The sequence below is a fragment of the Marinomonas gallaica genome (assembly GCF_049821165.1).
Classification (GTDB): domain Bacteria; phylum Pseudomonadota; class Gammaproteobacteria; order Pseudomonadales; family Marinomonadaceae; genus Marinomonas; species Marinomonas gallaica.
On the sequence record NZ_CP187511.1, the window covers coordinates 199,311 to 225,418 of the forward strand.

At 44.6% G+C, this 26,108-nt stretch carries 26 protein-coding genes and 2 pseudogenes; 12 read left to right on the forward strand and 16 right to left on the reverse strand.

What is annotated here, in order from left to right:
• Positions 1 to 14 precede the first annotated feature (14 nt).
• The 7 genes from znuC to ACPUEK_RS00955 form a co-directional block, all read right to left on the reverse strand.
• Positions 15 to 797: a zinc ABC transporter ATP-binding protein ZnuC gene (gene znuC, locus ACPUEK_RS00925; RefSeq protein ID WP_067215585.1), complete on the reverse strand. Its 783-nt coding sequence runs from the start codon at positions 795 to 797 to the stop codon at positions 15 to 17.
• Positions 794 to 1,291: a Fur family transcriptional regulator gene (locus ACPUEK_RS00930; protein WP_067094590.1), complete on the reverse strand. Its 498-nt coding sequence runs from the start codon at positions 1,289 to 1,291 to the stop codon at positions 794 to 796. The genes znuC and ACPUEK_RS00930 overlap by 4 nt, the downstream gene beginning before the upstream one ends.
• A complete protein-coding gene (locus ACPUEK_RS00935) occupies positions 1,291 to 2,283 on the reverse strand; it encodes a nickel/cobalt transporter (protein ID WP_425641961.1) in 993 nt (330 codons plus the stop codon). The genes ACPUEK_RS00930 and ACPUEK_RS00935 overlap by 1 nt, the downstream gene beginning before the upstream one ends.
• Positions 2,284 to 2,359: 76 nt before the next feature.
• Positions 2,360 to 2,971 carry a MarC family protein gene (locus ACPUEK_RS00940; RefSeq protein ID WP_425641962.1) on the reverse strand — a complete coding sequence of 204 codons (612 nt, stop codon included), beginning with the start codon at positions 2,969 to 2,971 and terminating at the stop codon, positions 2,360 to 2,362.
• Positions 2,972 to 3,004: 33 nt separating this feature from the next.
• Positions 3,005 to 3,637: a LysE family translocator gene (locus tag ACPUEK_RS00945; RefSeq protein ID WP_425641963.1), complete on the reverse strand. Its 633-nt coding sequence runs from the start codon at positions 3,635 to 3,637 to the stop codon at positions 3,005 to 3,007.
• Positions 3,638 to 3,678: 41 nt separating this feature from the next.
• A complete protein-coding gene (locus ACPUEK_RS00950; RefSeq protein ID WP_425641965.1) occupies positions 3,679 to 4,251 on the reverse strand; it encodes a DUF1007 family protein in 573 nt (190 codons plus the stop codon).
• Between the two features lie 3 nt (positions 4,252 to 4,254).
• Complete coding sequence (locus ACPUEK_RS00955) at positions 4,255 to 5,217, reverse strand: homoserine kinase (RefSeq protein WP_425641966.1); 963 nt, start codon at positions 5,215 to 5,217, stop codon at positions 4,255 to 4,257.
• Between the two features lie 267 nt (positions 5,218 to 5,484).
• Here ACPUEK_RS00955 and ACPUEK_RS00960 point away from each other — a divergent pair, with 267 nt between their 5' ends.
• The 3 genes from ACPUEK_RS00960 (at position 5,485) to ACPUEK_RS00970 (ending at position 12,338) form a co-directional block, all read left to right on the forward strand.
• Complete coding sequence (locus ACPUEK_RS00960; protein WP_425641967.1) at positions 5,485 to 6,549, forward strand: GGDEF domain-containing protein; 1,065 nt, start codon at positions 5,485 to 5,487, stop codon at positions 6,547 to 6,549.
• A gap of 132 nt (positions 6,550 to 6,681) precedes the next feature.
• Positions 6,682 to 9,411, forward strand: coding sequence for a DNA polymerase I (polA, locus tag ACPUEK_RS00965; RefSeq protein WP_425641968.1), 2,730 nt, complete (start codon positions 6,682 to 6,684; stop codon positions 9,409 to 9,411).
• Positions 9,412 to 9,482: 71 nt separating this feature from the next.
• Complete coding sequence (locus ACPUEK_RS00970; RefSeq protein ID WP_425641969.1) at positions 9,483 to 12,338, forward strand: NACHT domain-containing protein; 2,856 nt, start codon at positions 9,483 to 9,485, stop codon at positions 12,336 to 12,338.
• Positions 12,339 to 12,575: 237 nt separating this feature from the next.
• Here ACPUEK_RS00970 and ACPUEK_RS00975 read toward each other — a convergent pair.
• Together ACPUEK_RS00975 and ACPUEK_RS00980 are read right to left on the reverse strand one after the other, a co-directional pair.
• A pseudogene (locus tag ACPUEK_RS00975) lies at positions 12,576 to 13,271 on the reverse strand (transposase); the annotation flags it as partial.
• Between the two features lie 621 nt (positions 13,272 to 13,892).
• Positions 13,893 to 14,303 carry a transposase gene (locus ACPUEK_RS00980; RefSeq protein ID WP_425641970.1) on the reverse strand — a complete coding sequence of 137 codons (411 nt, stop codon included), beginning with the start codon at positions 14,301 to 14,303 and terminating at the stop codon, positions 13,893 to 13,895.
• 263 nt (positions 14,304 to 14,566) lie between these two features.
• Here ACPUEK_RS00980 and ACPUEK_RS00985 point away from each other — a divergent pair, with 263 nt between their 5' ends.
• From ACPUEK_RS00985 to ACPUEK_RS00995, 3 genes are all read left to right on the forward strand, one after another.
• Positions 14,567 to 15,133, forward strand: a complete 567-nt coding sequence (locus tag ACPUEK_RS00985) for a hypothetical protein (RefSeq protein ID WP_425641972.1) — start codon at positions 14,567 to 14,569, stop codon at positions 15,131 to 15,133.
• Between the two features lies 1 nt (position 15,134).
• Positions 15,135 to 15,755 carry a hypothetical protein gene (locus tag ACPUEK_RS00990; protein WP_425641973.1) on the forward strand — a complete coding sequence of 207 codons (621 nt, stop codon included), beginning with the start codon at positions 15,135 to 15,137 and terminating at the stop codon, positions 15,753 to 15,755.
• Positions 15,756 to 15,982: 227 nt separating this feature from the next.
• The gene (locus ACPUEK_RS00995; RefSeq protein WP_425641974.1) at positions 15,983 to 16,573 is read left to right on the forward strand and encodes a hypothetical protein; all 591 of its coding nucleotides are present in this window, start codon (positions 15,983 to 15,985) and stop codon (positions 16,571 to 16,573) included.
• A 322-nt stretch (positions 16,574 to 16,895) separates the two neighbouring features.
• On the opposite strand, the gene ACPUEK_RS01000 is transcribed toward ACPUEK_RS00995, so the two are convergent.
• From ACPUEK_RS01000 to ACPUEK_RS01010, 3 genes are all read right to left on the reverse strand, one after another.
• A complete protein-coding gene (locus ACPUEK_RS01000; protein WP_425641976.1) occupies positions 16,896 to 17,276 on the reverse strand; it encodes a transposase in 381 nt (126 codons plus the stop codon).
• A 561-nt stretch (positions 17,277 to 17,837) separates the two neighbouring features.
• The gene (locus ACPUEK_RS01005) at positions 17,838 to 18,425 is read right to left on the reverse strand and encodes a hypothetical protein (RefSeq protein ID WP_425641977.1); all 588 of its coding nucleotides are present in this window, start codon (positions 18,423 to 18,425) and stop codon (positions 17,838 to 17,840) included.
• A 386-nt stretch (positions 18,426 to 18,811) separates the two neighbouring features.
• Positions 18,812 to 19,513 carry a transposase gene (locus tag ACPUEK_RS01010; RefSeq protein ID WP_425641979.1) on the reverse strand — a complete coding sequence of 234 codons (702 nt, stop codon included), beginning with the start codon at positions 19,511 to 19,513 and terminating at the stop codon, positions 18,812 to 18,814.
• A 314-nt stretch (positions 19,514 to 19,827) separates the two neighbouring features.
• Between ACPUEK_RS01010 and ACPUEK_RS01015 the strand changes: the two genes are divergently transcribed.
• The 3 genes from ACPUEK_RS01015 to ACPUEK_RS01025 are packed head-to-tail and all read left to right on the forward strand — an operon-like array spanning position 19,828 to position 22,005.
• A complete protein-coding gene (locus ACPUEK_RS01015; RefSeq protein WP_425641980.1) occupies positions 19,828 to 21,156 on the forward strand; it encodes a type II toxin-antitoxin system HipA family toxin in 1,329 nt (442 codons plus the stop codon).
• Positions 21,153 to 21,485 (forward strand): helix-turn-helix domain-containing protein, encoded by a 333-nt coding sequence (locus ACPUEK_RS01020; protein WP_425641981.1) that lies wholly within the window; start codon positions 21,153 to 21,155, stop codon positions 21,483 to 21,485. The genes ACPUEK_RS01015 and ACPUEK_RS01020 overlap by 4 nt, the downstream gene beginning before the upstream one ends.
• A 52-nt stretch (positions 21,486 to 21,537) precedes the next feature.
• Positions 21,538 to 22,005, forward strand: coding sequence for a hypothetical protein (locus ACPUEK_RS01025; protein ID WP_425641982.1), 468 nt, complete (start codon positions 21,538 to 21,540; stop codon positions 22,003 to 22,005).
• Between the two features lie 99 nt (positions 22,006 to 22,104).
• Here the strand turns inward: ACPUEK_RS01025 and ACPUEK_RS01030 are convergent, their stop codons facing one another.
• A complete protein-coding gene (locus tag ACPUEK_RS01030; protein ID WP_425641983.1) occupies positions 22,105 to 22,419 on the reverse strand; it encodes a hypothetical protein in 315 nt (104 codons plus the stop codon).
• A 62-nt stretch (positions 22,420 to 22,481) separates the two neighbouring features.
• Positions 22,482 to 22,658, reverse strand: a pseudogene (locus ACPUEK_RS01035) (transposase); the annotation flags it as partial.
• 282 nt (positions 22,659 to 22,940) lie between these two features.
• On the opposite strand from ACPUEK_RS01035, the gene ACPUEK_RS01040 reads away from it, so the two are divergent.
• The gene (locus tag ACPUEK_RS01040) at positions 22,941 to 23,666 is read left to right on the forward strand and encodes a hypothetical protein (RefSeq protein WP_425641985.1); all 726 of its coding nucleotides are present in this window, start codon (positions 22,941 to 22,943) and stop codon (positions 23,664 to 23,666) included.
• A gap of 187 nt (positions 23,667 to 23,853) precedes the next feature.
• Here the strand turns inward: ACPUEK_RS01040 and ACPUEK_RS01045 are convergent, their stop codons facing one another.
• The gene (locus ACPUEK_RS01045; RefSeq protein WP_067215647.1) at positions 23,854 to 24,672 is read right to left on the reverse strand and encodes an arylamine N-acetyltransferase family protein; all 819 of its coding nucleotides are present in this window, start codon (positions 24,670 to 24,672) and stop codon (positions 23,854 to 23,856) included.
• A gap of 24 nt (positions 24,673 to 24,696) precedes the next feature.
• On the opposite strand from ACPUEK_RS01045, the gene ACPUEK_RS01050 reads away from it, so the two are divergent.
• Complete coding sequence (locus ACPUEK_RS01050) at positions 24,697 to 25,146, forward strand: hypothetical protein (protein WP_425641986.1); 450 nt, start codon at positions 24,697 to 24,699, stop codon at positions 25,144 to 25,146.
• Between the two features lie 177 nt (positions 25,147 to 25,323).
• Positions 25,324 to 25,521, forward strand: a complete 198-nt coding sequence (locus ACPUEK_RS01055) for a hypothetical protein (RefSeq protein ID WP_425641987.1) — start codon at positions 25,324 to 25,326, stop codon at positions 25,519 to 25,521.
• Positions 25,522 to 25,691: 170 nt separating this feature from the next.
• On the opposite strand, the gene ACPUEK_RS01060 is transcribed toward ACPUEK_RS01055, so the two are convergent.
• Positions 25,692 to 26,105 (reverse strand): HPF/RaiA family ribosome-associated protein, encoded by a 414-nt coding sequence (locus tag ACPUEK_RS01060; protein WP_067215653.1) that lies wholly within the window; start codon positions 26,103 to 26,105, stop codon positions 25,692 to 25,694.
• Positions 26,106 to 26,108 lie beyond the last annotated feature (3 nt).

Consider the following 26,108-nt stretch of genomic DNA (forward strand, 5'->3'; position numbering starts at 1 on the left):
AATTCTTCTCCGCGTTAATGAGCGTGATGTTTACAGCTGGCGCTGTGAACATGCCCTTCTTCGACCACTTCACCACTGTCATCGTGTACATGATCGTGTTGATGGGCATAAATCGCCAACGAAGCATCTGCCCCCGGCACACCAAACAACGCACGGTACGCCGGGTGATCTTTCACATGTTGCGGCGACCCTGAGCAACACACGTGCTGATTAATACATACCACCGTATCCGTCTGCGCCATCACCAAATGCAAATCGTGTGAGATCATAAACACACCACAATTCAATTCATCGCGGATCGCGGCAATCAAGCCATACAGCTCAATTTGGCCGTTCACATCCACACCTTGCACCGGCTCATCCAGCACTAATAAATTTGGACGATTCAATAACGCACGCGCTAACAGTAAACGTTGCGTTTCACCACCAGACAACACATGCACTTGCGAGTTTTCGAGGTGCGGAATGCCGACTTTTTTCAACGTAGGCGTAATGTCTTTTTTATTCACACCGCGTACCAAGCCCAAAAAGTGTTTCACGGTTAACGGCAAGGTCGGATCGATGTGCAGCTTTTGCGGCATATAGCCGATACGTAGGGTGTTATGACGAATCACGCTGCCAGAAGACGGCTGCTGTAGGTCCAACAAGGTACGAATTAAAGTACTTTTGCCACTGCCGTTTGGGCCAATCAAGGTGACGATTTCACCCTGATGCAGGGTAATATTGATATTGCTTAACAACTGGCGATCGCCAAAACGAATGCCAATGTCTTTTAATTCGGCTAAACGGGTACTCATGATGGTTGTGACCCTGTTTCGCGACAGTCTGCGCATAAGCCAGTCAGCTCAATCGTATCCGAACGCAGCTCAAACCCCTGCTCAGCGGCTTTCGCAATCAAGGTCTTATGAATGTCCTGGTAGTCAAACTCCATGACATTTTGGCACTCATCACAAATCAAGAAGTAACCTTTGTGCGCTTTGTCTGCATGTGCGCATCCTAGGTAAGCGTTCATCGACTCCACTTTGTGAATAAGGCCCGCAGAGATTAAAAAATCCAATGCGCGATACACCGTCGGCGGTGCAGAGTTAAAGCCTTCTTCTGCCAACTTTGCCAGCAATTGATACGCCCCTAAAGGACGATGGCTTTGCCAAATAAGCTCCAACGCACGACGACGTACTTTTGTCAGGCGCTGGCCTTGCTCAGTACACACCGCTTCGGCCGTTTCCAATGCTTGTTCAATACACACATCGTGATTGTGTACATGCTCATGAGAATGCTTGTGTTCGGTCATTAGAATGCCCGCCCTGTTACCTGTAGGTCACTGTAAATCATCGTGACACTGATAAATATTAATGCGCACGCAGCCAACACCCCTAAGATTTTGGTGAGACGACGACGCCATTTACTGGGGCTAAGGGCGAAACTACCGTCGCGGATCAATACACTGATCAACGCCAACGCCCCGACTGTGATACCAGTGCCCAGCGACATAATCAATGTCGCCAACACGCCCCATTTAAAAATGCCAGTACTGGTGGCAAACAACAGCACCAATACAGCCCCCGTACAAGGGCGGATACCAATCGCAGAGACCATCGCAAGGGTACTGCGCTTGGCGGTAGAAATTTCATCTTTAGGCGCTTCCAGCCGTGCATGATGGCCAGCATGTGCATGCCCACACGAATGCGAATGTTCGTGATGATGGGCTTCATGATGATTGGGCGCAGCATGATGATGTTCGCAACTATGACTATGCTGATGGGCATGTTCGTCTTGACTGTGGTCGTGACCACAGCTCGATTTCCCGCGCGCTAGACGCCACAGCATCCAGACACCAATTAAGCCAATCGCAGCGTAGGACGCCAACTCCAACACTTGTGTGGTTTCGGTAATGCTGCCTGCTAAATCCAAGACCTGCGCCAATACCCAAACTAAGCTGATAGCAACCACGCCTTGCAACAAAGCCGAGGTAAACGACAACTGAATGCCTTTACGTAATGGTGCTTTAGTGGCCAATAAATAGGAGGCAATCACCGCTTTGCCATGACCCGGCCCCGCCGCATGAAACACACCGTACAAAAAGCTCGCCACTAACAAGCTGCCGAGCAAGGCAGGATTTTCTTCTTTCGCCAGCATCTGCACCAGACGCGCCAGTTCACGATGAAAATCACGCTGCTGCTCCATGACCCAACGGCCCATTTCAAACACGATAACTTGGTCTGCTGCCAGCGCCACACCGGAAAAGAACAGACCAAATACACCTAACCATTTCGCTATGCGCACCCTCAACTCCAACAGGTCATCAACATACTGTTATACTATAACACTGGTAGCACACAGGAAACGCATTCTCTGTTTTTTATCCTGCTGCAGGGTGTAAAAAACCCATGACACCACCCATAAAGATTTGCGCGGCCATCGCAGCCAGAATCAAACCAGTGATTTTCGATAGGATATTCAGGCCCGTGCGACCAAGAATCTTCTCAATCAGCGAACTGCAGTACAAAATCACGGCTAAGGTTAATAACGCACCGGTTAAGCCCATCACACCGATAACCAGATCCCAGCCTTTAAATTCGGCACCGTAGACCAGGATCGTACCGATCGTCGCAGGCCCAATGATAGTCGGCACCGCCAGCGGCACCACGGACACATCATCACGCTCTTCATTCGGCATACCCGTCGCATGGTTACGCGTACCGTCTTTCACCAAACTGATCGCCGACATAAACAGCAAGATACCGGAGCCAATACGAAAGGAGTCCAACGTAATGCCCAGCAGCTCAAACAAACCACTGCCGAAAAACATTAATACCAACGCAATGGCCAGAGCAGCAATAATCGACTTATTGGCAACTTGACGACGCTCAGAGGAACTTTGACCACGGGTCAACGCCAAAAACATCGACATCACAAAGAAAGGAGCAAACAGGAAAAAGAACTTAATCCAAGTGGAGATCAACAGACTCATATAAGGGGATACCTAATAAGCACCGCCACGCGATCAGCGTTGGGTCAGTGCCAATTTAATGCCAAAGCCCACCAGCAATATGCCGGTTAAGCCATCCAAGACTTGCGCCACTTTTGGTCGCGCAAGCCATACTCTTGCTCGGTGAACCATCACCGCAAGAAACGTTTGCCACACCATCGCTATGATAAAGTGAAGGGCAGCCATAAACAGAGATTGCGCCACAGCCGAATACGCTGGGTCAATAAACTGTGGCAGAAACGCCATGTAGAACACGATCGTTTTCGGGTTTAAGATATTTGACAGAATGCCCTGACGGAACGCACTTTTGGCCGTCACTTGACGACCCTCGGGGACATTCAGAGTTAAACCTTTTGGGTGACACGCACTGCGCAGCGCCTGAAAGCCTAAATACGCCAAATACAAGGCACCAGCTAATTTAAACGTGGTAAACAGCGTGGCCGATCCCAGCAAAATCACCGATAAACCGAGCGCTGAAACCGTCGCGTGGGCAAACAAGCCTAGGCAAATACCCAAACTGCAGACAAAGCCAACCCGCCAGCCCGCCACAGCAGAGCTGCGCAGCACTAACAAGGTGTCCACACCGGGGCTCATGGTTAGCACCGTAATAGCCAACAAAAATGGCAACCATAGAAAATGCTCTAACATGACACGCCCTCGTACGCAGCGATTAAAAAGACATCAATGCTCTAGGCATCACACTGAAGATCGACCCAGCCTTCCATATAAAATTCTTCGGCCTTCGCTTCGACTGGCGTACAAGTCTCAGCCAGCATGCCAGTTAATTTGATTGGTCCGGCTTCCGGCACCACCATGGCAAAATAGTTTTCAGGATCACCAAAACCCAGACGCAAGGTATCACGACGTAAATCAACGTCTTCCGACAAGGTAATGCCAAGGCGAACGGTCATGGCCTGATCCACCACCCCCACGTCCACCACATCGATCTGCGCTGGCGTGATTTCACGACCATCAACTTGCAGTCGAATAAAATACTGGTATTGCGCGAGATTCGTCATCGCCGTCGCCGCATCGGCTTTTTCAGCACCGGTTAATTGGCCATCGGCGTTTTTATCAAACTCCATCAGCATGTCCACACTGGAGAACACATCAAATTGCCAATAGGCTTCAAGAATCTGCACTTTCGGCGACGATAGATTCACTTGATAGTAAGAATCGATCCAAATATGCGGATGCGCCAACGCCTGACCTGCACCAAACAGAGCAAGACCCGCGCCAACCAAGTGACTCCAGCGACCCATCAATTAATTCTCCGTCAGACTCGGCACATGACGTACGCGCGCTTCTAAAATACGCTGAAACTCCATTGGGTCGTGCTGTTGCGCCAAACGCTCTGGGTCATCTTTAGCACCGTGCCACGCTTCAAGTCGTGATAACCAGAAACGCAACGCCGCGATTTTTAACATATGTGGCCACGCCATGATTTCCGCCGCATTTGGTTGGCGTTCATGAATATAGGCATTCACCAACGCGTGGTATTTGTCCATATCCAACTCGCCCGTTGTCATGTCCGAACACCAATCGTTTACAACGATGGCAAAGTCATACATCAACCAAGAATGGCAGGCATTGTAGAAGTCGATGATCGCCGACAGCTGATCCCCTTCAAACAACGTGTTGTTGAAGAACAAATCACCGTGCACCGTACCTTTGGCCAGCTGGTCGTCGTATTGCGCAATAAAGTCATCAAATTCAGACACTTGCTCTAACAATAAGTGCGCTTGCTCAGGCTCTAATTCTGGCGCAATGGCTTTAGACGTACTGCGCCACCAGTCCATACCACGATGGCTGTCACGCTGCTCCGGAAAATCCGCACCGGCGGTATGCAACTGCGCCAACACTTTACCCATGATGCGACACGACTCAACCGTGGTGCCATCCATGATATCGCCAGGGAAGCAATCTACAATGATCGCTGGACGATCTTGAACCACGCGTAAACGCTCACCTTGCTGATCAAATAACGCGGCGGGCACATTAAAACCTTTCTCTTGCAGATGTGACACCACATCTAAGAAGTACGGCACTTCGTCAAATTCAAACTCTTCAAACAAGGTAAGAACGTATTTACCTGTCGTGGTCGTGAGGAAATAGTTGGTGTTTTCTACGCCACCTGAAATGCCTTGAAAAGACACTAATTCACCCAAGTTGTAATCGGCCACAAGGCCGCGCATGTCAGAGTCCGAGAGAGAAGTGTAAACAGCCAAAATCTGTACCTAAAATTATGTGAGATCAAGCGTAATCGCGTTAAGTCGCTTATGCTCCCTAATAAGTGCAAAAAGGTCAATTCGTTATCACAAAAACCTCAATATACAGGCATTTTTAGCGCGTTTGAGGACGATCACGGAACAGGCTGTGACATTTTCCACACACAATCCATACAGATCTTCGCGCCGTCATTGCCTACACTGAATATTGACGCTTTAAAAGAGTGCTGCAGTATCCGCTCGACCCCGTAAACAGGAATGGTTTCAATGCAACAGACTCTATTTTCGATAAAAGCAACGTATATCGCACTTCTATTGTATGGTGCTGTTGGCTTTATTATGGGAACCCTCCACCTATTCTCACCTACGGGTCATGTAATAGATCAAGTCGTGCCTTTATCATGTGGTATCGGCATCACTTTACTGTTGGCCTACTTCCATAAAGACCCCAGCAACCGACAAATCACCACGATAAAGTGCCTTTATTTAGCCAATATTATCGCTTTCGTGATACCTGTATGGTATTTCGTCCTAGGCGCTACCTGGTATGGTTGGCCCCTAATTGAAGAGTTCCCTCCGATCAGCGCTATCATCCTGATCGCCATGTCCGTGCTGATTTTTATGATCCCTAAATCATGGACACGCTACGTTATCTTAATGTGGATCTCGATCTGCGCACCTATAGTATTGTTTCTGATCACCCACCCTTTACAACTGGAAACACCACGAGGCCGAGACCTTATGGTGCTGTTTGGGCCTGGGGGTGCGTTATTATTTATCGTTTTGTCGTATCAGCGTGAACTTCATGATCGTTTTGATCGAATTGAAGGAAGCCTAAAGTATTCTAGAAAACAAGCTGATACAGATTCTCTAACGAACATATCAAACCGCCGCGGCGTACTGTATTGGTTGAGCCAATACTCTACTGACAATGCCCACTTCACTGGCTTAATCATCGACATTGATCACTTTAAAAGCATCAACGATACCTACGGCCATGAAGTTGGAGATGACATACTCAAGCAGATATCAGTGATTTTAGCGGGCAGTTTAAGCGAGCAAGATTGCCTTGCACGCTGGGGCGGAGACGAATTCATTATCTTGCTGCCCAACGCCACAGCAGCACGAGCAAAAGAAGTAGCCAACAGCTGTCTAACGCACATCCGAAAAAACACCTTCCCAACCGTAGGGCAACTCACCTGCAGCATTGGTGTTGCTCATAATATCCAGTCCAACGACATTGATACCATTATCCGTCAAGCCGACGCTTGTCTGTACATCGCCAAACGACAAGGTCGAGACCAGATGGTCAGCCGTTCATCTGAGGAATAAAGCATTAAGCCGCCACTCAGACCACTTTAACACTGTAAATTTCTGCTGAACGCCCTAGAATAGACGCCAATTACGGCGTTTTATAACAGAGGTTTTATTTTGGCTACGGACACATTAACAAGCACTTCCCCTATGGTTTTGGTAGACGGCTCGTCTTACCTATACCGTGCTTTTCACGCGATTCCACCGTTAACCACCAGCGACGGCCAACCGACCAACGCGGCGCGCGGTGTGATCAGCATGATCCGCAGCCTGATCAATAACTACCCCAATTCGCCGATCGTGGTGATCTTCGATGCCAAAGGCAAAACCTTTCGCGACGAGATGTACAGCGAATACAAAGCGCAACGCCCGCCGATGCCGGACGATCTGCGCGTACAGATCGAACCAATCCACCGCATGATCGAAGCCATGGGCTTACCGCTTGTGGTCATTGACGGCGTCGAAGCCGACGACGTGATCGGTACCATTGCCAAGCAAATTGGCGAAGAAGGCCGCGAAGTGGTCGTCTCGACGGGCGATAAAGACATGGCGCAGCTTGTCACCGACAAAGTGACCCTAGTGAACACCATGACTGACACAGTCATGGACGTGGACGGTGTGAAAGACAAATTCGGCATTCCACCGGAGCTGATCATCGATTATTTAGCGCTGATGGGCGATAAAGTCGATAACATCCCGGGCGTGCCGGGTGTGGGCGAAAAAACCGCTCTGGCTCTACTGCAAGGCATCGGCTCGATCAAAGACATCTACCAGCGCTTGGACGACATCGCCGCACTGGGCTTTCGTGGTTCCAAAACCATGAAGAAAAAGATGGAAGATAACCAAGAGATGGCCGAACTGAGCTACCTACTGGCGACCATCAAATGCGACGTCGAGCTACCGTTTGACCCACACACACTGAAAAACGAAGAAATCAACAAAGACGCTCTACGTGAGTGGTTCCAAAAGCTGGAATTCAAAACCTGGCTACGCGACATCGATAAAGCCCCTGCTCATGGCAAAGCCGACGACACCGTTAACAACGCAGATGAGCCAGTTCAAGCGGCCAACATCGACGTGGAATACGACACCGTCTTAGACCAAGACAGCTTCGACGCGTGGCTAAAGAAAATCCAAGACGCTGATCTAGTGGCCTTTGATACTGAAACCACCTCGCTCAACTACATGGCGGCCGAGCTGGTTGGGTTAAGCGTCTCGGTCGAAGTGGGCAAAGCCGCGTACATTCCCGTCGCGCACGACTACGACGGCGCGCCTGAGCAACTGGATCGTGATTGGGTACTCGAACAGCTAAAACCTTGGCTTGAAGACGACACGCAAAAGAAAGTCGGCCAACACCTAAAATACGACGCCAATGTACTGAATAACTACGGCATTACCCTGCGTGGCATTGCGTTTGACACCATGCTGGAGTCGTACATTTTCAACTCCACCGCTACCCGTCACGACATGAACAGCTTGGCGACCAAATTCCTCGGCCATACCACCGTGAGCTTTGAAGACATCGCGGGCAAAGGTGCGAAGCAAAAAACCTTCAACCAAATCGAGCTGGAACAAGCGGCCTTTTACGCCGCAGAAGACGCCGACATAACCCTACGCCTGCACGAAGCCATCATGCCCAAGCTGGAAAAAGAAGGCGACTTGGTCAACGTGCTAACCGACATCGAACTGCCTTTGGTGCCCGTGCTGGCGAAAATGGAGCAAACTGGCGCCTTGATTGACCCCGAGCTATTGCACGCACAAAGCAGCGAGATCGCGGCCAAACTGCAAGAGATCGAGATCAAAGCCCACGAAGAAGCCGGTGAAAGCTTCAACCTAAGTTCACCAAAGCAACTGCAAGTGATCTTGTTTGAGAAACAAGGCTTGCCAGTGATCAAGAAGACGCCAAAAGGCCAACCGTCGACTGCCGAGCCGATCTTGCAAGAGCTGGCCGAGCAATACGAACTGCCACGTTTGATCATGGAACACCGCAGCCTCGCCAAGCTCAAGTCGACCTACACCGACAAACTGCCAGAGATGATTCAAAAGACGGGCCGTATTCACACGTCTTACCATCAGGCTGTGACCGCAACAGGACGCTTGTCCTCGACCGATCCGAACTTACAAAACATTCCAATCCGAACCACCGAAGGTCGCCGCATTCGCCAAGCGTTCGTTGCACCCGAAGGCTACAAGCTACTGGCTGCCGACTACTCGCAGATCGAGCTACGCATCATGGCCCACCTATCACAAGATAGGGGACTATTAGACGCCTTCGCCAACGACTTGGATGTGCACAAGGCGACGGCCGCGGAAGTCTTCGACACCACCGCGGAAGAAGTCACCACCGAACAACGCCGCCGCGCCAAAGCCATCAACTTCGGCCTGATCTACGGCATGTCAGCCTTTGGCCTCGCCAAGCAGCTCGGCATCGGTCGTCCAGAGGCGCAGAAATACGTACAGCGCTACTTCGAACGCTACCCGGGCGTGCGTACTTACATGGACAACACCCGTGAGAGCGCCAAAGAGCAAGGCTACGTCGAAACCATCTTTGGCCGTCGCTTGTACCTCCCCGAGATCAAAGCGAAAAACGCCATGATGCGCCAAGCCGCCGAACGCACCGCCATCAACGCTCCGATGCAAGGCTCTGCCGCCGATATCATCAAACGCGCCATGATCAACATGCACAACTGGCTCGCCGACACCGACCTCGACGTGAAAATGATCATGCAAGTACACGATGAACTCATCTTCGAAGTCGCCGAGAAAGACCTTGATGCCGCGCAAGAGAAAATCGTCGAGATTATGCAGAATAGCAGCGAGATCGACGTGCCTCTATTGGTGGAAGCTGGGGTTGGGGATAACTGGGACGAGGCGCATTAGGCGCCTTTGCTCTAAGAGTTACTTTTTTGAAATTAGTTTTTATAGCTTTAATACATATCAAAGGAATGTAAATGATAATACCTCTTTCCATAGCAGGCTGCTTTTTACTATTGCTTCTAGTCTTATTTTGGTTTAGATGGAAGCAAAAAATATCCAAAGGGCGTTTCGCACTAACTATAGTTACAACTTTACTAACTTGTTTTGTATTTTCTGTATCTTCGATTTCTTCTAGTTTGCCGACTGCAATAATGTCTACCATATCTGAGGCTTTGGGGTATGGAAAAATTAATGCTGGTGCTCCTGACTATATAGTTCTCCCGCTTTCCTTATTAGCAATGTATTATATTTATAAGTTTGGAAAGTCTGCAATTAAAAATTGGGAAGCACCTTCTCGTGTTTCCGAAGTAAATCTAGCTGAAGAAAATTTAGATAATAGTATATTCGCGCTTACTTCTGAGCAAATCCGCTTGATATCTAAAAAAGAAAAAGACCCTATTGCTAGTGATTACTTTTCAAGTTGGGAAAATGATTTCACACCTCAACCAAGATCAATTGAAACAAGAGACCTTCTGAAAGACATGTTAGTTTCATGTATACGAGAGCTCGAATTTCAGAAAAATGGCTGGCGAGATAATGGCAAATTATGGATTGGGGAAATATATGGATTGTCATTAGATAAACCTTCTATCGCAATTGCTTTTTTATTTGAAGAAACCCCAAATATAGAATCAATAAAATCTAGAATAGATACCATACACACAGAATTAAAAGAGCTAGATGTCAAAAAATTTTTTGCCATCTACCAATCAGAAAAAGGGGAAACAAAAGAGTTAGAGAAAGTAAAAATCTATGACTTTGAGGTGGATATATACTCATCAAGAAGAATGCTTCTAGAAGCATTAAATTTAACATGGTATGCAAAATCATTAATATCAACTTTCGAGAAAACACATATAGGCGGTACATCCGCGACATTAAGTAATTCATTCGTTGAGTTATATATCAAAGGATTAAATGAAAGCTCCAAGGTAATAAAATTACAAACTGCTATTGAAAGCTGGCTATCTGAAACCGGCAATAAACATTTAGCAATCACCGGAGAATATGGACAAGGAAAAAGTACTGCCCTACTGAAAGTATGTGTTGACTGGGCTTACAATTTTCTAAAAACAGGTGAAATTGGCGAACGAATCCCCCTATTGATTGAATTACGTGGACAAAGCCCATCTGAAAATGATCCGATCAGCTTCATTTCATCTTGGTGTACCCGTTATCGACTTGATCCAACTCAAATTATGAATCTAATTAAGTCAGGAGGAGCTCTTTTAATTTTCGAGGGCTTTGATGAACTTAGAAATGCAGGGAAAGCATACTATAGACACCAGCATTTTAATGCATTATGGAAATTTGCTTATCCGAACAATAAACTAATATTTACAGGTAGACCAAACTTCTTTTTAGATCAAAGTGAACTTAACAGAACTCTACGTAATCAAATCAATAGAGTAAACGTTGGTGACCTCCATACAGAGGTTTGGAATATTCAAAAACTAGACATAATCCAAATCGAGAAGGCTTGCAGAAGCTATGAAGAGTCTATACGAGATGGAATTATTGCCTCTACACATAACAATAAAGACTTCTTAGATATAATAAGTAGGCCCTCAATGCTTCCAGTAGTAGCGACTATTTGGCCTAATATTCAAGAGCTACAACAGAAAAACGCCTATCTGACACGCGCAAGACTGTTAGAAATGTACATACAAGCCGTCTTTTCAAGAAAAGACAAAGAACTAACGCAAGATAGGGATTTGCGAGACTCACCTAAAGATTCAAGATACCTATTACTTCCTAAACAACTACTAGAACTACTTACAATTTGTGTCGCCTGGAGAATGTCCGGTCTTAGTTATAAAAACACTATACCAAGGTCAGAAATATCTGAAATGGTAAAAGACATATACCCTTCAATTATAACTATAGGGAAGTCCGATGGAGTTTCTCCTGAAATCTCCGATACTATTATTAGATTTGAAAAACGATATGAAACCGAATCCCAATCTGATCGAATTGATGCAATTACGTCTGAAATATGTAGTGCAGGACTTCTTGTTTCAGATGCTGCAGGTGGAGCCTCAAACTTAAGGTTCCCTCACAAGCAGTTTTTTGAGTTTTTAGTTGCGAAGTCAATTACCATTACTACTGACGCAGGCAATTATAGAGCATCACAATTGATAAAAAAATCATCTAGAGAGACTGACTTATTCGTCAGGCTATCTGAGGAAAGAAATAGCATTTCATATCTTTCTGAATGTATTGGAGAGGACTTCATACAAATCACTTCAAGAGCAATTAAGTTGAACTTAAAAGTAAGCCTATTTAATGAATTGTTTTTTTTAAAACAGACAACCATATTTCTAAATCTATTAAAAAAATACCAAAAACTAACCGGTAAAAAAATATTTTCAAAGACAGCAGAAACCCTAGAAAACATCATTACACCTAGCGACTCATCAACAGCAATGATTCAAAGATCATTATTATCCATAAATACAATCTTATTCTTCATGTCTGGAGTTTCATTATCATCTATCATAATAAATTCAGGTTTAATAGAGACATCAAACTTAAATAATGAATTTGAAATTCCAAAAGTAATTTTGAGTCTTTTATTAATAGCATTAACTGCCATATTTATACTATCAATAAAGGCAAAATCTAATCACAGTGAAGTATTACTCAATTACTTGAAAGAACATTGGAAGAGATCTGGAGATATTTCGCTTAGCCGATCTGAAGAGGTAAGCCTAGCGTTAGCCTCTATATCAAAAGGAAAGGTGCAGTATCCAAAATCAGTTTCAATACCTAAAATTGATTACAACGATTACTTATACCCTTCTGAAGACTTTGGAAAATCCAAAGAATAAGTAGGAATTTATCGAGTAAAACAATTGCGAAATGCTTAACAAAATGCTTAACAGGCCACCCACTATAAAAAGTGATTCAGCATTCATCTACAAGGAATGAGCCAGTTTCATCTAAAACTGGCTTTTTCTGCTTCTTCACCTTCAATATCTTAGAATTTATAGGAATTTAGCATTTCTTAGACATGGCGAATTCTTGCCAAGTCAGGCAATACTGGATGAGAAGAAAGTGAGAGATTACTAAGCGAGTAGCTGTTTCGTTTTGCCTATTTTCGGTCGACGTTTGTAGCCTGCATTCTGGTAGTAGTTAGATAGGATCAGCTCTGTGCCAACTGCAGCATAGGTATGTTTCTCAAACTCAATCGCGATGGTAAGCCAGTTTTCAGAAGGAATGTTAAGTCGCTGGAGGATGGGCGCTAAGGACAAGTCGATACTACCGCGTTTATCTTGGCGCACAATGCGGCCTGTGAGATCGACCAGTTCAAGATAGTCTTCAAGTTTGAAGGGAAGTCCTTTTGGCTGATTTTCTCTTGGATTGCCGATAAAGGGGTAAAGCGTTTTGGGTTGCTGGTTGCGTTTGGCAGCCTTGATGCGTTTTTTGATACTGGTATAGGCTGAGGTTTCAGGTGCTTGATCAATCTTGGCTCTTACTGGATTGAGATCGACATACGCCATGCAGGCGATCAGTGCAGCTTCGTCGAGTAGCGCTTGGGATTTGAAACGCCCTTCCCAGAACCTTCCGGTACATTTATCTTCAAGATTTGCCTGCCGAGCAATGTTTTCATTTAGCTCTTTCACGCGTGCTCTTTAGAGTATGAACCAGCTTATATCCATTAAACGCTGCCGATAGGCTGCAACCGTTTCATCTAATAAAGGTTGTAGATACTCAGGGACATTGCCGTTCATCATATATTGCTGAGCAATCATGGTGCCTTTGAGAACAATTGGGGTCAGATGCTGAGGTATCCCCACAAAATTTCAATATAGATCATAATGTTAGAATAAGAAGGGAACGTTCATAGCTCTTAGCGATCAATAATTTAAACAATTGGGGTCAGATGAAAATTAAACCTGACTCGGTTTTCTACCTCGCTTTCTGGACGTCACTCGCCTACCTGTTAACTGCTCAATCTCGTCTTTAAAACGTGCGTTTCCCAATGCCATATCTGAATGCGAAGAATTGGGGTCAGATGAAAATTTAATCCATCTGACTCGGCTTTCTTCCACGCTTCTTTGGCGTCACTCGCCTTCCCGTTAGCGCCTCTGAAAACAATTGAAAACAATTGGGGTCAGATGAAAATTTACCCCATCTGACTCGGCTTTCTTCCACGCTTCCTTGGTGTCACTCGCCTCCCTGTTAAAACCTCAATCTCACCTTTAAATCTGTCATTCCCCAACGCCATATCGGATTGGGTGGCATTGCGAAGACGTCCGAGCTTTTCTTCTGGTATATGATATTTGAATAGTGCTTGGTTTGAGGTAAAGCTCGTGCGATTGCCAAAGGCCACTTTGCAATTCGAGTGATTCTTGGGCATGAAATCGGTAGCTCGACCATTTTTAGTCGGCTGGATGGGAGACCATATTGGCTCTGACTGGGTTGAGCTCGATATAGCGCTGACAGATAAAAAAGTACTCCTCAGCGCTTATGACGCAAGACTTAAAACGCCCTTCCCATAATGTACCAGTACGTTGATAGGTGTAATTGAAGTAGCGCACATAGCGGCGACCCAGTGCTTGCATCATCTTAGATATTCCGCCCTCTATCATCGGCGTTGCAAGTAAATGTACATGGTTGGTCATAAAGACCCATGCATGCACTTTTACCTGATACTGATGGGCATATTCTGTTAACCAGTGCGCATAAGCGATGAAGTTATCTTCACTGGCAAAACACACTTGGCGGTTATTGCCACGTTGGATAATGTGTTGTGGGATACCAATAGGACAAAGTCGAAGAAGCCTAGCCATATTTCACTCCTTTGAAATAAGCTCTACTGAAAAGAAGCTGATATTGATGAACATCCTATTCATCAATATCAAATTAGTTAACATCTTATGACAAACGCTTGCTAGGTCAAGAAGGCAAACATGATTCTATTTTCATCTGCCCACGATTTCTTAAAGCAGCAGCCTAAGCTTGCAAACTATTAGTAAAGGTGGATTTGAACTCTATTAGTAAAGTTACCTAGTTTGCTACACTCAAATAATTAAATGGATTTAAAGGATAGATTATGGACTTATCGATCACTGCTCAAGAGCGATCATACCTTGCCAATCAAGACTTAGATAAATTCTGGTACAGTCGCCAGCAAAAGAAAGATCCGATCGCGCGTATCGGCTACGCTTTGTGGTGCAAGTCAGCAGATGATCTTAAGCGCGCCATCAATACAGGAGATCAGGCCTACTGGGATCGTAAGGGGTTTGCCTACTGGGAAACCATGGCGCGAACCACAGTTGTCAATTTATCAGTTGGACTACAAAAAGCTGGATTTAATGGCACCTTCGGCGAGATGAGAGAGGAGATTAAAAAAATTGGTTTAGCGGTCGCCAATGCTCATGCGGAGTATGTCAAAAACGATATAAGAAACAATTATGGTCGCCAGCCTGGATTGCTTAGCATGGCACAAATAGCCGATTACCATCATGAAGCCTTTGCAGAATTTTACATGACTCCTGACATATATGGCGGAACGTTTTTGTCTAGGGTACCGGATGAGTGGGAGTTTAAATTGTATGGTGATTTATATTGTCACGACTGCGACTCGTCTGAGGGATATCTAAGAGAACAGGTCAATTAGAATGAACGCAATATCAAGAATACCTCTAATTTTGGCCCTCAGTACCAGTTTGATTGCTTGTACCGGTAATAGCGATGTTAAGCAGATCGGTGATACGGAAATTTGTATTCCCAATCAATTGATGCTGAATTTGGGGGCTGGATCACAGAACCTGAACGACTATGATAGCGCTCCTGTTATTTATGAAGCCATGTCTATCGACGCTGAAATTATTCAACAAGTCATTCCTGAATACCAAGGTCAATTTGGCTCAGGAAGCGCTATACGTTATGCGCCGCTACACGTAACAATCACTCGTCAAAAACCATTATCTAATAGTATCCCAGCACCAAGCCAATACGATTCTTTCTTTTCTAAGCCGAATCCCCAGTTAGTCGGCTATCAAACCGATCCCAATGATTTCTGGGAGGCCTATGAAATACAGCCAGATCAATCGAGAACTCACTGGGGGTTTTGCAGTCACTATCTCTTCAATACAAATAACTACATTCAGTGCAAGCGCAGCCTTCCTATCGAGTCACTACAATTTGAGTATTCAGTATCTCGCTCTAATATTGATCTTTACACTAAGATTGATGCTTATCTAAAGCATAAAGTCACTGAAGAATGGCGCTGTGATTAGGGACATTGAAGAATTGAGTCACCTATAGAATGAATCCGTCCTAACCCTTGGTAAGGTTAGGACGGAAAACTTGGCTATCTAACTTATGCTCTATTTTCATCTGCCCCCAATTTCATGATCGACCGGTAAAACCATTCTTTTGAGCAGTATATTTCAAACGATTGCTAACTATGCAGAAGACTTTGAAATTATCCTATTAGCCTCTGCTGCTTAAACGGGAGCTCGCAATGAAACAGCCTTTTAGTCCTTTATTATTAGTATGCGCCATCGCTATGTCTGCCTGTGCGCAGACAGATACCCACCAACTCGACTTACTAAAAGATTACGATCATGACATCTGGTCTGGCCCAGACAGTTGGAGCAATAGCCAATGGCAATGGAAAAAGATATTACGTTGGGATCGAGAATGCGATTACGTAGCGGATGTAGAGACCTATGATCTAGAACAGCAAGGGCAGCTAGTAACCGTCATGTGTGTCCCAGGAGCCTACCAGCCGACGTACACCCTATACACCTACCAAGCAGATGACCACTATGTACGTAAGCTCGAGCTTGGCGACCCAAATAGCACAGATGATCCAAAAAAAGTCATTGGCCGTTTACACTATCATAAAGCCTTGCACCAACTTGCCATTACAAGTTTATCCAGAGGAGCTGGGGACTGTGGTGTATACCGTGTATTTCAGTTAGGTGATGCGAAAACTCCAGCGCGTTTACTAGAACGACGAGAACGCTCATGCAGTGACCAGCCATTATCTAATGATAAAGCCTCTAAGGAAGCAGTATATGATCCAACCCAATGGCCACTGATTAAATAGAGAACGGACAATTGGAACAATTGGGGGTAGATGAACATTAATCCATCTGACTCGGTTTTCTACCTCTCTTTCTGAGCGTCACTCGCCTACCTGTTAGCTGTTCGATCTCGTCTTTAAAACGTGCGTTTCCCAATGCCATATCGGAATGCGTGGCGGATCGAATACGTCCAAGCTCTTCGTCGGGAATATGGTATTTGAATAGTGCTTGGTAACGCTTCGCTCGCGTTCGTTGCTGAAGACTAAGTTTGAGGTAAAGCTCGTGCGGTTGCCAAAGGCCACTTTGCAATTCGAGTGACTTTTGTGCATGGAAGAGATAACTCGACTATTTGTATTCAGCTGGATGGGAGACCATATTGGCTCTGACTGGGTTGAGTTCGATGTAACGCTGACAAATAAAGAAATATTCCTCCGCACAAATGACACAGGACTTAAAGCGCCCTTCCCACAATGTACCAGTACGTTGATAGGTGTAATTGAAGTAGCGCACATAACGGCGACCAAGTGCCTGCATCATCAACGAAATGCCATTTTTCATCATGGGCGTCGCCAGTAAATGTACATGATTGGTCATAAACACCCATGCATGGACTTTCACCTGATACTGATGGGCATATTCTGTTAACCAGTGCGCATAAGCGATGAAGCCATCTTCACTGGCAAAACACACTTGGCGGTTATTGCCACGTTGGATAATGTGGAACAATTGGGGTCAGATGAAAATTAAACCTCAAACGACAAAAGCCATGCTGAGCATGGCTTTCTACTTCGTATGTCTTCGGTGGGCTGCCTAAGCAGGGATATCCGAAGCTCTCAATGACAATGCTAGTTAAAAGATACTATCTCTTCAATAAAACAATTGGGGTCAGATGAAAATTAATCCATCCTAACCTTATTGGATGATCTTTTTGGAACTAGAAATATAAAGTGTTGTAACTATACCAACAAAATAGTTAACTAAGAAAACCACCGTCAAAACAAACGGGGTGATCTCTTTTCCTGCCTGCCTCCATTCGAGAAAAAAAATCTCCATGAAATATAAAAAAACAATAGCTGTACCTGAAAAAAACAATGGAAGCAGTATTATTTTAGTATATTTGAGTCTTTCTATATTATAAACTTTCTTAATGAAAAAAGCCACGCAGCCTATCTGAACAAAAATATTTGGAGACACTCCTGGTGGAAAACTAAGCAATTCATTAATAAAAATACTCAATATAGATAATGAAAAATAAGATATCACATAAATAAAGTAGTATTTCATCATTTATTTAGCGTAAATACGCCTTCTCTCTCTTTCAATAGAACTACGTTTAAGTTGATCTGCAGATATAAGACTAATCCCCATTAAAGCAACACTTACAATCAATCCCACTTTATTAGATCTCAAGGCAGCTCCAGTCATACCTGCACGAGTTTTTTTTATTAACCCCCAACCACTAGCAGCAACACCATATGCACCTGGGTTTACGCCTAAAAGATTTGACCATTCGCCAAACTCTGAGTGGAAGTCAATAAGATCTTGTAGCTCTTCATTAGATAAAGACCATAAACCCCATTTAGGTTGAACAATGACATCAGTAACCTTTTCTATTAGCTTTTCCACAAGCTTTTTACTTTCAATTGAGCGAATTAACCTCATTACCTCCATCTTTTCAATGCGATTTAGCTGTCGATACATAATTACACCAGACATGGCTGATGCACATTTTTCTTGATTTGACACTGTATCTGTTATTGATGCTGGAATACCCAGCACATCACCCAAAGACCTAATTAGATCCTTGTTATTTTCAAAAGTTGGATATCTTAACTTCTCAATAAATGAATCAGATACTAGCTCGTTAGCTTCCATACTTAAACCTCTCTAAAATTAAGCTCATCAGCTTACATTAAGAAACATTCATCGTTCCCTCTAAAATATGCATAAAAGAATTAAATTCTATAATTTTTTCGTAAAATATATTTCTTAGATATTGAAATAACTTAACAGAATTAACAGTAATTATAACAATTTAGGGCAGATGAAAATTAATCCATCTGATTCATCTGACTCGGTTTTCTACCTCGCTTTCTGGACGTCACTCGCCTACCTGTTAGCTGCTCAATCTCGTCTTTAAAACGTGCGTTTCCCAACGCTATATCAGATTGGGTGGCATTGCGAATACGTCCGAGTTCTTCTAGGGATACATCAGGGTCAGATGAAAATTAATTCCTGAATTATTGGGGTCAGATGAAAATTTAATCCATCTGACTCGGCTTTCTTCCACGCTTCTTTGGTGTCACTCGCCTTCCCGTTAGCGCCTTGATCTCTTCTTTGAAGCGATCATCCCCCAACGCCATATCGGATTGGGTGGCATTACGAATACGTCCGAGCTCTTCTTCTGGTATATGATATTTGAATAGTGCTTGGTAACGCTTCGCTCGCGTTCGTTGCTGACGGCTAAGTTTGAGATAAAGCTCGTGTGGTTGCCAAAGGCCACTTTGCAGTTCGAGTGATTCTTGGGCATGAAATTGGTAGCTCGACCATTTGTAGTCGATGGGATGAGCGACCATGTTGGCTCTGACGGGGTTTAGTTCTATATAGCTCTGACATATAAAAAAGTACTCCTCCGCACAAATGACACAGGACTTAAAGCGCCCTTCCCACAATGTACCAGTACGTTGATAGGTGTAATTGAAGTAGCGCACATAGCGGCGACCAAGCGCCTGCATCATCAACGAAATTCCATTTTGTATCATGGGCGTCGCCAGTAAATGTACATGATTGGTCATAAACACCCATGCATGGACTTTCACCTGAAACTGTTCAGCATACTCGGTTAACCAATGTGTGTAGGTAATAAAATCATCTTCTCTGGCAAAACACACTTGGCGGTTATTGCCACGCTGGATGATGTGTTGAGGGATACCAATAGGACAAAGACGGGGAAGCCTGGCCATATTTCACTCCTTTGAAATTAGCTTTACGGAAAAGACGCTGATATGAACATCCTATTCGTATCAGGTTAATTAACATCTTATGACAAACGCTTTCTAGGTCAAGAAGGGGATCATTGTTCTATTTTCATCTGACCCCAATTTCAAATTTCACCAATTTCACCAATTTCACCAATTTCACCAATTTCACCAATTTCAATTATATTGAGCAATATATCTCTCACAAATGAGTATTTCAGAGAATTTTGAGAAATATATTTCCCACAAATAACTCAAAGCGTCTAAAATGAGCAGCATACTGCTCATTTAGGTGTTTTATGAAATCCCTTACTATCCAAGCACTATTCAACCAACAGTGGCGTGATATCGCTATCATCAATATGGCTGAGCCAGAGAAAGGCAATGCTAGTCGATGTAGCCTTGGCTATGAGATGGATTATTCCATTGAGTGGCTTGACTACGATGATGAACATGCTTGTGGGCTAATGCTTCCTGTGCAAGTGATGATTGAACATGAAGCAGATCGCTGGTTTGGCTTCTTGGACGATATCGTTCCAGCAGGGGCTGCACGCCGCTATTTGGTGGATGCTTGGGGGTTAGTGGGCCTCTCATCAGGCGAATTGGACTCTGAACTATTAGAAAAAGGCACCATTGCACCGGTAGGTAATTTAAGAGTTAAGGAATCTTTACCTAAGTTACCAGAAAGCTCGACTCTTCATTTACGAAAGTTTGCCGTGAAAGATGTGGTCGAGCGGGATTCTGACTTTTTAGCCTATGCTCAGGAAATGGGTGCCATTAGTGGTGGTGCTACGGGAGCAGGTGGCGAAGCACCTAAGTTGTTGTTGCGCTGCTCTAATAACGAAGAAGTATGGATTGATACCTTCCAAGACCAACATACGATGGCCGATGCCCATTACTTGGTAAAATTTCCCAGAGGAAAGCACCGCACACAAGATGATTGCGATATCTTGCGCGCTGAGTACCACTTTTACCAAGAGCTAACAGTCATGGGCTTTAACACCATCAATACAGAAGGTATGCGCCTAATTGAAGGAGATCGCTACCCTTCCCTTTGGTTACCTCGCTTTGATACACAATGGAATGGTTCGGCTTGGGAGCGCTATGGCTTAGAGTCAATATTCTCCGTGCTACACAAGCCGGCTGGCAGTTATTTGAATCATTTTGAGGTGTTGCACTCAGTCTGTGCTTTGCTTGCCAAACGCTCTGCGACATTTGACCAACAGCGTTTTGTTTGTGAATGGCTGGCTCGCGACTTATTGAACATTGCTTTTGGCAACACAGATAATCATGGTCGCAATACCGCTTTACTGAAACGCCCGAATGATATTTGGCTGTCACCTATCTATGACTTTGCGCCGATGAAAGTTGACCCAGAAGGCGTGACACGTACCACCAAATGGGGCTCACCTTTTGAGGAAGGCGGCGAATACCGCTGGCACGCCATCACGGAAGAATTAGAAGACCTTTGCCCTAGTGATATTTCATTTTCGGCACTGCAAAACACCGCTCAAAAGCTCGTGGGGCTGCAAGATAGGTTGACTGAACGCGGCGTTGCAGAACGCATTTTGAGCGTCATTCAAATCGAATGGCTGGAAACGAAACTGACTCGCTGGGGGCTTTTATGAGTATGACACCTGCCGAACGACAAGCGTTATTGGTGCAACTGCTACAACAGCATTTATTAGGCGAAATCAGTCAAGGACAAATGCTTAAAAAGCTACGTAAAGAGGTCTTGGGCTTTTCTCAAACTCGCTATGCAGAGTTTGTCGGAGTGAGTCGTCGTACGCTAACAGATATTGAGCAAGACAAAGGCAACCAAGCCCAGTCGATGATTGACACCGTATTTAAGCCCTTTGGCATTAAGTCTGGCCTAACACCAATTCATCCACATGTGGCAAAGCACATGATATCGGGGAATCAGCTTGGTGGTAGTTTGAAAATAGAGAATGCTTAGCTCAAAGTACTTTTAGCTGAATGTAGTCAACACTTATAGCAGGAGTCCATCAATGAGAGACCCTAGATATTCTAAACCATTCCCAAACTGGCAGTCAGCTATAGCCTCTCTAGGGCTATTTTTCCTTGCTGTTTTATCCATGTCGACACCATTAGGCAGCCTTGGACGCTACATGAGCCCAGCAGAATTTACAGTGATCTCAATGTACTCAACTTTTACATTAATAGCTCTAGGGCTGTCTATATCAATCTCTATGTTGGGCATTCACTACTCCAGATATATTATTACTACTCTTTTTGTAGCCTTTGCAATAGCTGCTGTAGTGGGACATATATATTATTACGATGCTATTGGGTGGAAAAACCTTATTGCAGCTGGAATGAGTGTTTTAGTTTGTATTTTTTCAATAATGCTGGTCAATTCTGAAATGTATAAATCATTTATCACTTATAGAAAAAAGCATATTCAATCCGGCAAAGACATGGTTGAACGTATGAAACGTGACAAGAATAAAGCTTAAGGGTATTAGCCAACCAATTATTTCGGACGGGGCTAAGATAGTGAGTACATTACGTATAGCATTGTTAATTGAAATAGAATAATTGAGGTCAGATGAAAATCACTCCATCTGACTCGGTTTTCTACCTCGCTTCTTTGGTGTCACTCGCCTCCCAGTAAACGCCTCGATCTCTCCTTTAAATCTGTCACTCCCCAACACCATATCGGAATGCGTAGCGGATCGAATACGTCCAAGCTCTTCGTCGGGAATATGGTATTTGAATAATGCTTGGTAACGCTTCGCTCTGGTTCTTTGCTGTTGGCCCAGTTCGAGATAGAGCTCGTGTGGCTGCCAGAGTTCACTTTGTAGGTCCAGTGACTCTTGTGCATGAAATCGGTAGCTCGACCATTTGTAGTCGATGAGGTGAGCGACCACGTTGGCTCTTACGGGATTCAATTCGATATAGCGCTGACAAATAAAGAAGTACTCCTCAGCGCTTATGACACAAGACTTAAAGCGCCCTTCCACAATGTGCCCGTTCTTTGGTAGATATGGTTGAAATAACGGACATAGCGGCGACCCAGTGCTTGCATCATCTTCGATACACCGCCTTCTATCATCGGCGTTACAAGTAAATGTACATGGTTGGTCATAAACACCCATGCATGCACTTTTACCTGATAGTGACAAACGCTTGCTAGGTCAAGAAGACAATCATTGTTCTATTTTCATCTGACCCCAATTTCACAATTTCAGACCCCAATTTCAAATTTCACAATTTCACAATTTCACCACGCAGACCTGTTGATCATTGTTACCGGGCAATAAGCTCCTATTTAATTGGCGATTTTTTGCCGCCAACACTCTATTTTCGACCTTATCCCTTTGTTTTATAATGTTTTTTAGGCTTGGTCTAAATCTTGCTGGTTTCATTCACTACAAAACGAGGTGTGACCATGCAAATCAATAGATCACTCTATACTCAATCGCCTAATACGGGGTTTCCAACAACACCGAAACAAGATCGCGACCCCATACAAGAGTTTAGGTACTTTGAGCAAGAGCGAAAGAATAACGCACAGCAGCCTTGGTATTATGATACGGCTGAAGAAACAAGCACGTCGCCTGTCGAAGCAACATCCGAACGTCAGGTCAATCGTGACAACTGGGAGATCGAGCGCATAAATGGTTATGACGTGGTGGTGGCGGGTCATAAGTTAGATAGCCATGATGGCTTTGGGCTTAGTTGGGACGTGCCGCCTGAGATGCAAAGTGCTAACTATTGGCGAGAGGCAGAGGCGAATGCGACGTATGTGGAAGCCGAGTTCTCCGCGGGCACCCCTTATCAAGGCTCAGGACGAATTCACTCTATAGGTGATTCGATTGAAAGCGTGCCTTTAGCTCAGAATAAGTCACAGTCATTGCTGCAGCAGGTAAGACAAGCATTAGAGCGCATTGATTTGTTAAAGGTCGAAAATAGCTTACAAAGCCGCTATGGCGAAGACGTTAAATTAGCCTATGATTACGATTCCAAGGCGTATCTGATGTTAAAGCCTGGCGATGGTCGCTACGACGAAGTTAACACTGGTGCCGACTTTTTAGAGTCGTTGCGAGAGGGCATTGCTGGGGGAAATGTCCCTCAAGATGTGGTGAATCTATATCGTAAAGCAGGTTTTATCTGAGCATGGATAAACTCCTATATATGGGGTGACCGACCATGTTGGCTCTAACGGGGTTTACCTAATACTGTTGCGTGTACTTTTATGAAAAGAATCTGATATTGATGAACATCCTATTCATCAATATCAGATTCTTTAACACCTTATGGCACACACTTTCTAGACCAAGAAGACGAACAGGGTTCTATTTTCATCTGCCCTCAATTTCTTTTTCAACAATCCTTTCTAGCAGTGGCATCCATTCGCTTTCGACCTTTAGTTCGAAGCACTCTTCTAACGCAGCGGCTAATTCCTCAGGATTTAATTCTCGTTGTTCCGCGACACCGTTGCGTGGACGGATCGTTAGGCGATTATTCAACAGCGCATAACGAGTGTCTGGTGTAGCCCGCGCCATCATTAGGTTGTGACGAAATTTGGATTGGGGACTCGCCGAAGTGAACCAGTTTGCAACATCAATATCAATCGGCTCCTGAGGTTGGCTACCAATATCGTATAGGTCTTGCCACTCATCCTGAATATTAACTTGTAACAGCCAGCCGTGATCGTGTGCCTTAAAACGAAACGCTTCGTGTTGCCCTTGCTGCGCTTGATCAGTGTCCAAGCGCAATGGATCAGTCAACACCATGCCACCAAAACCGACATCTGCTAGCCACCATTCGCCGTCGACTCGAACTCTTAGAACTTGGTGGGTTCTTGGGCCAAGAGGCATATTATCGGGTTGTCGCCAAACAGTACGAGCCATCAACGATTCGACTTCAAATCCCAGTTGTTTGAGCACCTGCATAAAAAGAGCGTTGTGTTCAAAGCAGTAACCGCCACGGCGATAATCGATTAATTTTTGCTGGATATTATCGAGCTCCAGACTAATACCACGATCAAGCAGAACATCAATGTTCTCAAAAGGAATATGTGCCGGATGCAGCGCGTGAATGGCTTTTAAGGTAGAAAGCTCTGATGTGGTTGGCCCTTGATAATTAATACGGGCAAAGTAGTTTTGCAGGTGAATCATGTCTCATTCCTGTTGATAAGCAACATGCTGGAGCAGCGTGTCCAGAGCTGTGTTATTTTGAATTGGTGTAGAATATTAACAGAAAACCCGCTTTGTTTTGGGATGCGACTTAAACAGAAAATAAGCAATAGTATTGGTGATGATGCGCCTATCGCCAGTATACCAAGGCCAACCAATGTAACAATTGCTTGGGAAGCAGATGAGAATCGACTCTCATTTTCTCCATTAGAGGTATATATGTTGCCGAAATTCGCCTTATGCGACAATAATATTAGGGTTCAAAAAACAGACAATCTCGTAAGGAAAAATAGCTATGGAAAAGCTCGTCTTGTTACGGTGCTAATGGCTGGCTGCATAGGTCATGAAACTTATCCCAAAAGCATCTATGAAAATCCCGATATAGAAAACGAAGGTAACAATACAGGGAAAGAATATAACGCTACTGTGACACTAAGTGAACTTGAAGGCTCTTAGAGAAAACCATGCGGGCCTGTAGACGGTTCACCGCACTTTGATATCGTTACAGTATCCTTCAGCCGTAGCGAATTCACCACAGACATCAAAAACTACATAGATGCTGGCTGCACCCAGCCCTATCGGGAGGCACCAAACCCAACAGCACTTATCAAATTCAAGCTTGGAAATGGCATTATGCTAAATGATGGCACTATCGTAACCGAAATGAACTCTCGCACTATGCACTCCGATGGCGCCGACTTCTACCCTGAAGAATACAACATCATTTACATTAAGAACGGCACTTTCTACGCAGGCGTTGACGACCAAGATACGACGTTACAGAGACCAACCAGACTCGACTATAAGCGTCCATTTCATAAAATAAACTAAATTATTGTCGAGCGACTTGGGGCTGAGAAAAATTAGTTCTACTTTCTTGCTATGCCAAACGCAGAGTAATAAAAGTACTTTGTTAGCCATCTAGAAAGTAAGAGCGCGCTTTTTTGAGGCACGCTCTTCATAACAATATTTGTTTTTTTATAGCGCAACGTCAGAGGAGTTTATGCGTGGCGATAGTAGCCGTACTCATTCTCATACTCTTCATAAATATCGCGCGGCATTTTCTTCGGTGCTCTCATTTTATGTAATGACGCTTTGAGTCGTGTCGTTTTACCTTGCAAACGCTCTATTCTTCTAGAAACGGTTCGACTTGTACGCCCTGCGACCTTATCAATTGCCGCGTACATATCCGCTTGTTTATCACTGACAACGACATCATTTTGGCCGCTTATTTTTACCAGCACCTGACAGTGTTTGTCCTCACCACCTTTTGGTCCATTAACGTCCGACAGTGTCACCGTCACTTGTTGAATATCATTTCCACGGGGATCCAATGCAAAATTAAGGCGACGTTTTACGTACTCTTTCAAGCTTTTAGTAAGCGCAAAACGACGTGCTTGTACTTTAATTTTCATCTT

Coding starts and splice junctions, on each gene's coding strand:
- ACPUEK_RS00950 (WP_425641965.1), bottom strand. CDS start 4,251: ATGGGTCGCTGGAGTCACTTGGTTGGCGCGGGTCTTGCTCTGTTTGGT.
- znuC (WP_067215585.1), bottom strand. CDS start 797: ATGAGTACCCGTTTAGCCGAATTAAAAGACATTGGCATTCGTTTTGGC.
- ACPUEK_RS00930 (WP_067094590.1), bottom strand. CDS start 1,291: ATGACCGAACACAAGCATTCTCATGAGCATGTACACAATCACGATGTG.
- ACPUEK_RS00960 (WP_425641967.1), top strand. CDS start 5,485: ATGCAACAGACTCTATTTTCGATAAAAGCAACGTATATCGCACTTCTA.
- ACPUEK_RS00940 (WP_425641962.1), bottom strand. CDS start 2,971: ATGAGTCTGTTGATCTCCACTTGGATTAAGTTCTTTTTCCTGTTTGCT.
- ACPUEK_RS01005 (WP_425641977.1), bottom strand. CDS start 18,425: ATGGAAGCTAACGAGCTAGTATCTGATTCATTTATTGAGAAGTTAAGA.
- ACPUEK_RS01020 (WP_425641981.1), top strand. CDS start 21,153: ATGAGTATGACACCTGCCGAACGACAAGCGTTATTGGTGCAACTGCTA.
- ACPUEK_RS01060 (WP_067215653.1), bottom strand. CDS start 26,105: ATGAAAATTAAAGTACAAGCACGTCGTTTTGCGCTTACTAAAAGCTTG.
- ACPUEK_RS00970 (WP_425641969.1), top strand. CDS start 9,483: ATGATAATACCTCTTTCCATAGCAGGCTGCTTTTTACTATTGCTTCTA.
- ACPUEK_RS00995 (WP_425641974.1), top strand. CDS start 15,983: ATGAAACAGCCTTTTAGTCCTTTATTATTAGTATGCGCCATCGCTATG.
- ACPUEK_RS00985 (WP_425641972.1), top strand. CDS start 14,567: ATGGACTTATCGATCACTGCTCAAGAGCGATCATACCTTGCCAATCAA.
- polA (WP_425641968.1), top strand. CDS start 6,682: ATGGTTTTGGTAGACGGCTCGTCTTACCTATACCGTGCTTTTCACGCG.
- ACPUEK_RS01010 (WP_425641979.1), bottom strand. CDS start 19,513: ATGGCCAGGCTTCCCCGTCTTTGTCCTATTGGTATCCCTCAACACATC.
- ACPUEK_RS01025 (WP_425641982.1), top strand. CDS start 21,538: ATGAGAGACCCTAGATATTCTAAACCATTCCCAAACTGGCAGTCAGCT.
- ACPUEK_RS01045 (WP_067215647.1), bottom strand. CDS start 24,672: ATGATTCACCTGCAAAACTACTTTGCCCGTATTAATTATCAAGGGCCA.
- ACPUEK_RS01040 (WP_425641985.1), top strand. CDS start 22,941: ATGCAAATCAATAGATCACTCTATACTCAATCGCCTAATACGGGGTTT.
- ACPUEK_RS01050 (WP_425641986.1), top strand. CDS start 24,697: ATGCTGGAGCAGCGTGTCCAGAGCTGTGTTATTTTGAATTGGTGTAGA.
- ACPUEK_RS01055 (WP_425641987.1), top strand. CDS start 25,324: ATGCTAAATGATGGCACTATCGTAACCGAAATGAACTCTCGCACTATG.
- ACPUEK_RS01015 (WP_425641980.1), top strand. CDS start 19,828: ATGAAATCCCTTACTATCCAAGCACTATTCAACCAACAGTGGCGTGAT.
- ACPUEK_RS00945 (WP_425641963.1), bottom strand. CDS start 3,637: ATGTTAGAGCATTTTCTATGGTTGCCATTTTTGTTGGCTATTACGGTG.
- ACPUEK_RS00980 (WP_425641970.1), bottom strand. CDS start 14,303: ATGGCTAGGCTTCTTCGACTTTGTCCTATTGGTATCCCACAACACATT.
- ACPUEK_RS00990 (WP_425641973.1), top strand. CDS start 15,135: ATGAACGCAATATCAAGAATACCTCTAATTTTGGCCCTCAGTACCAGT.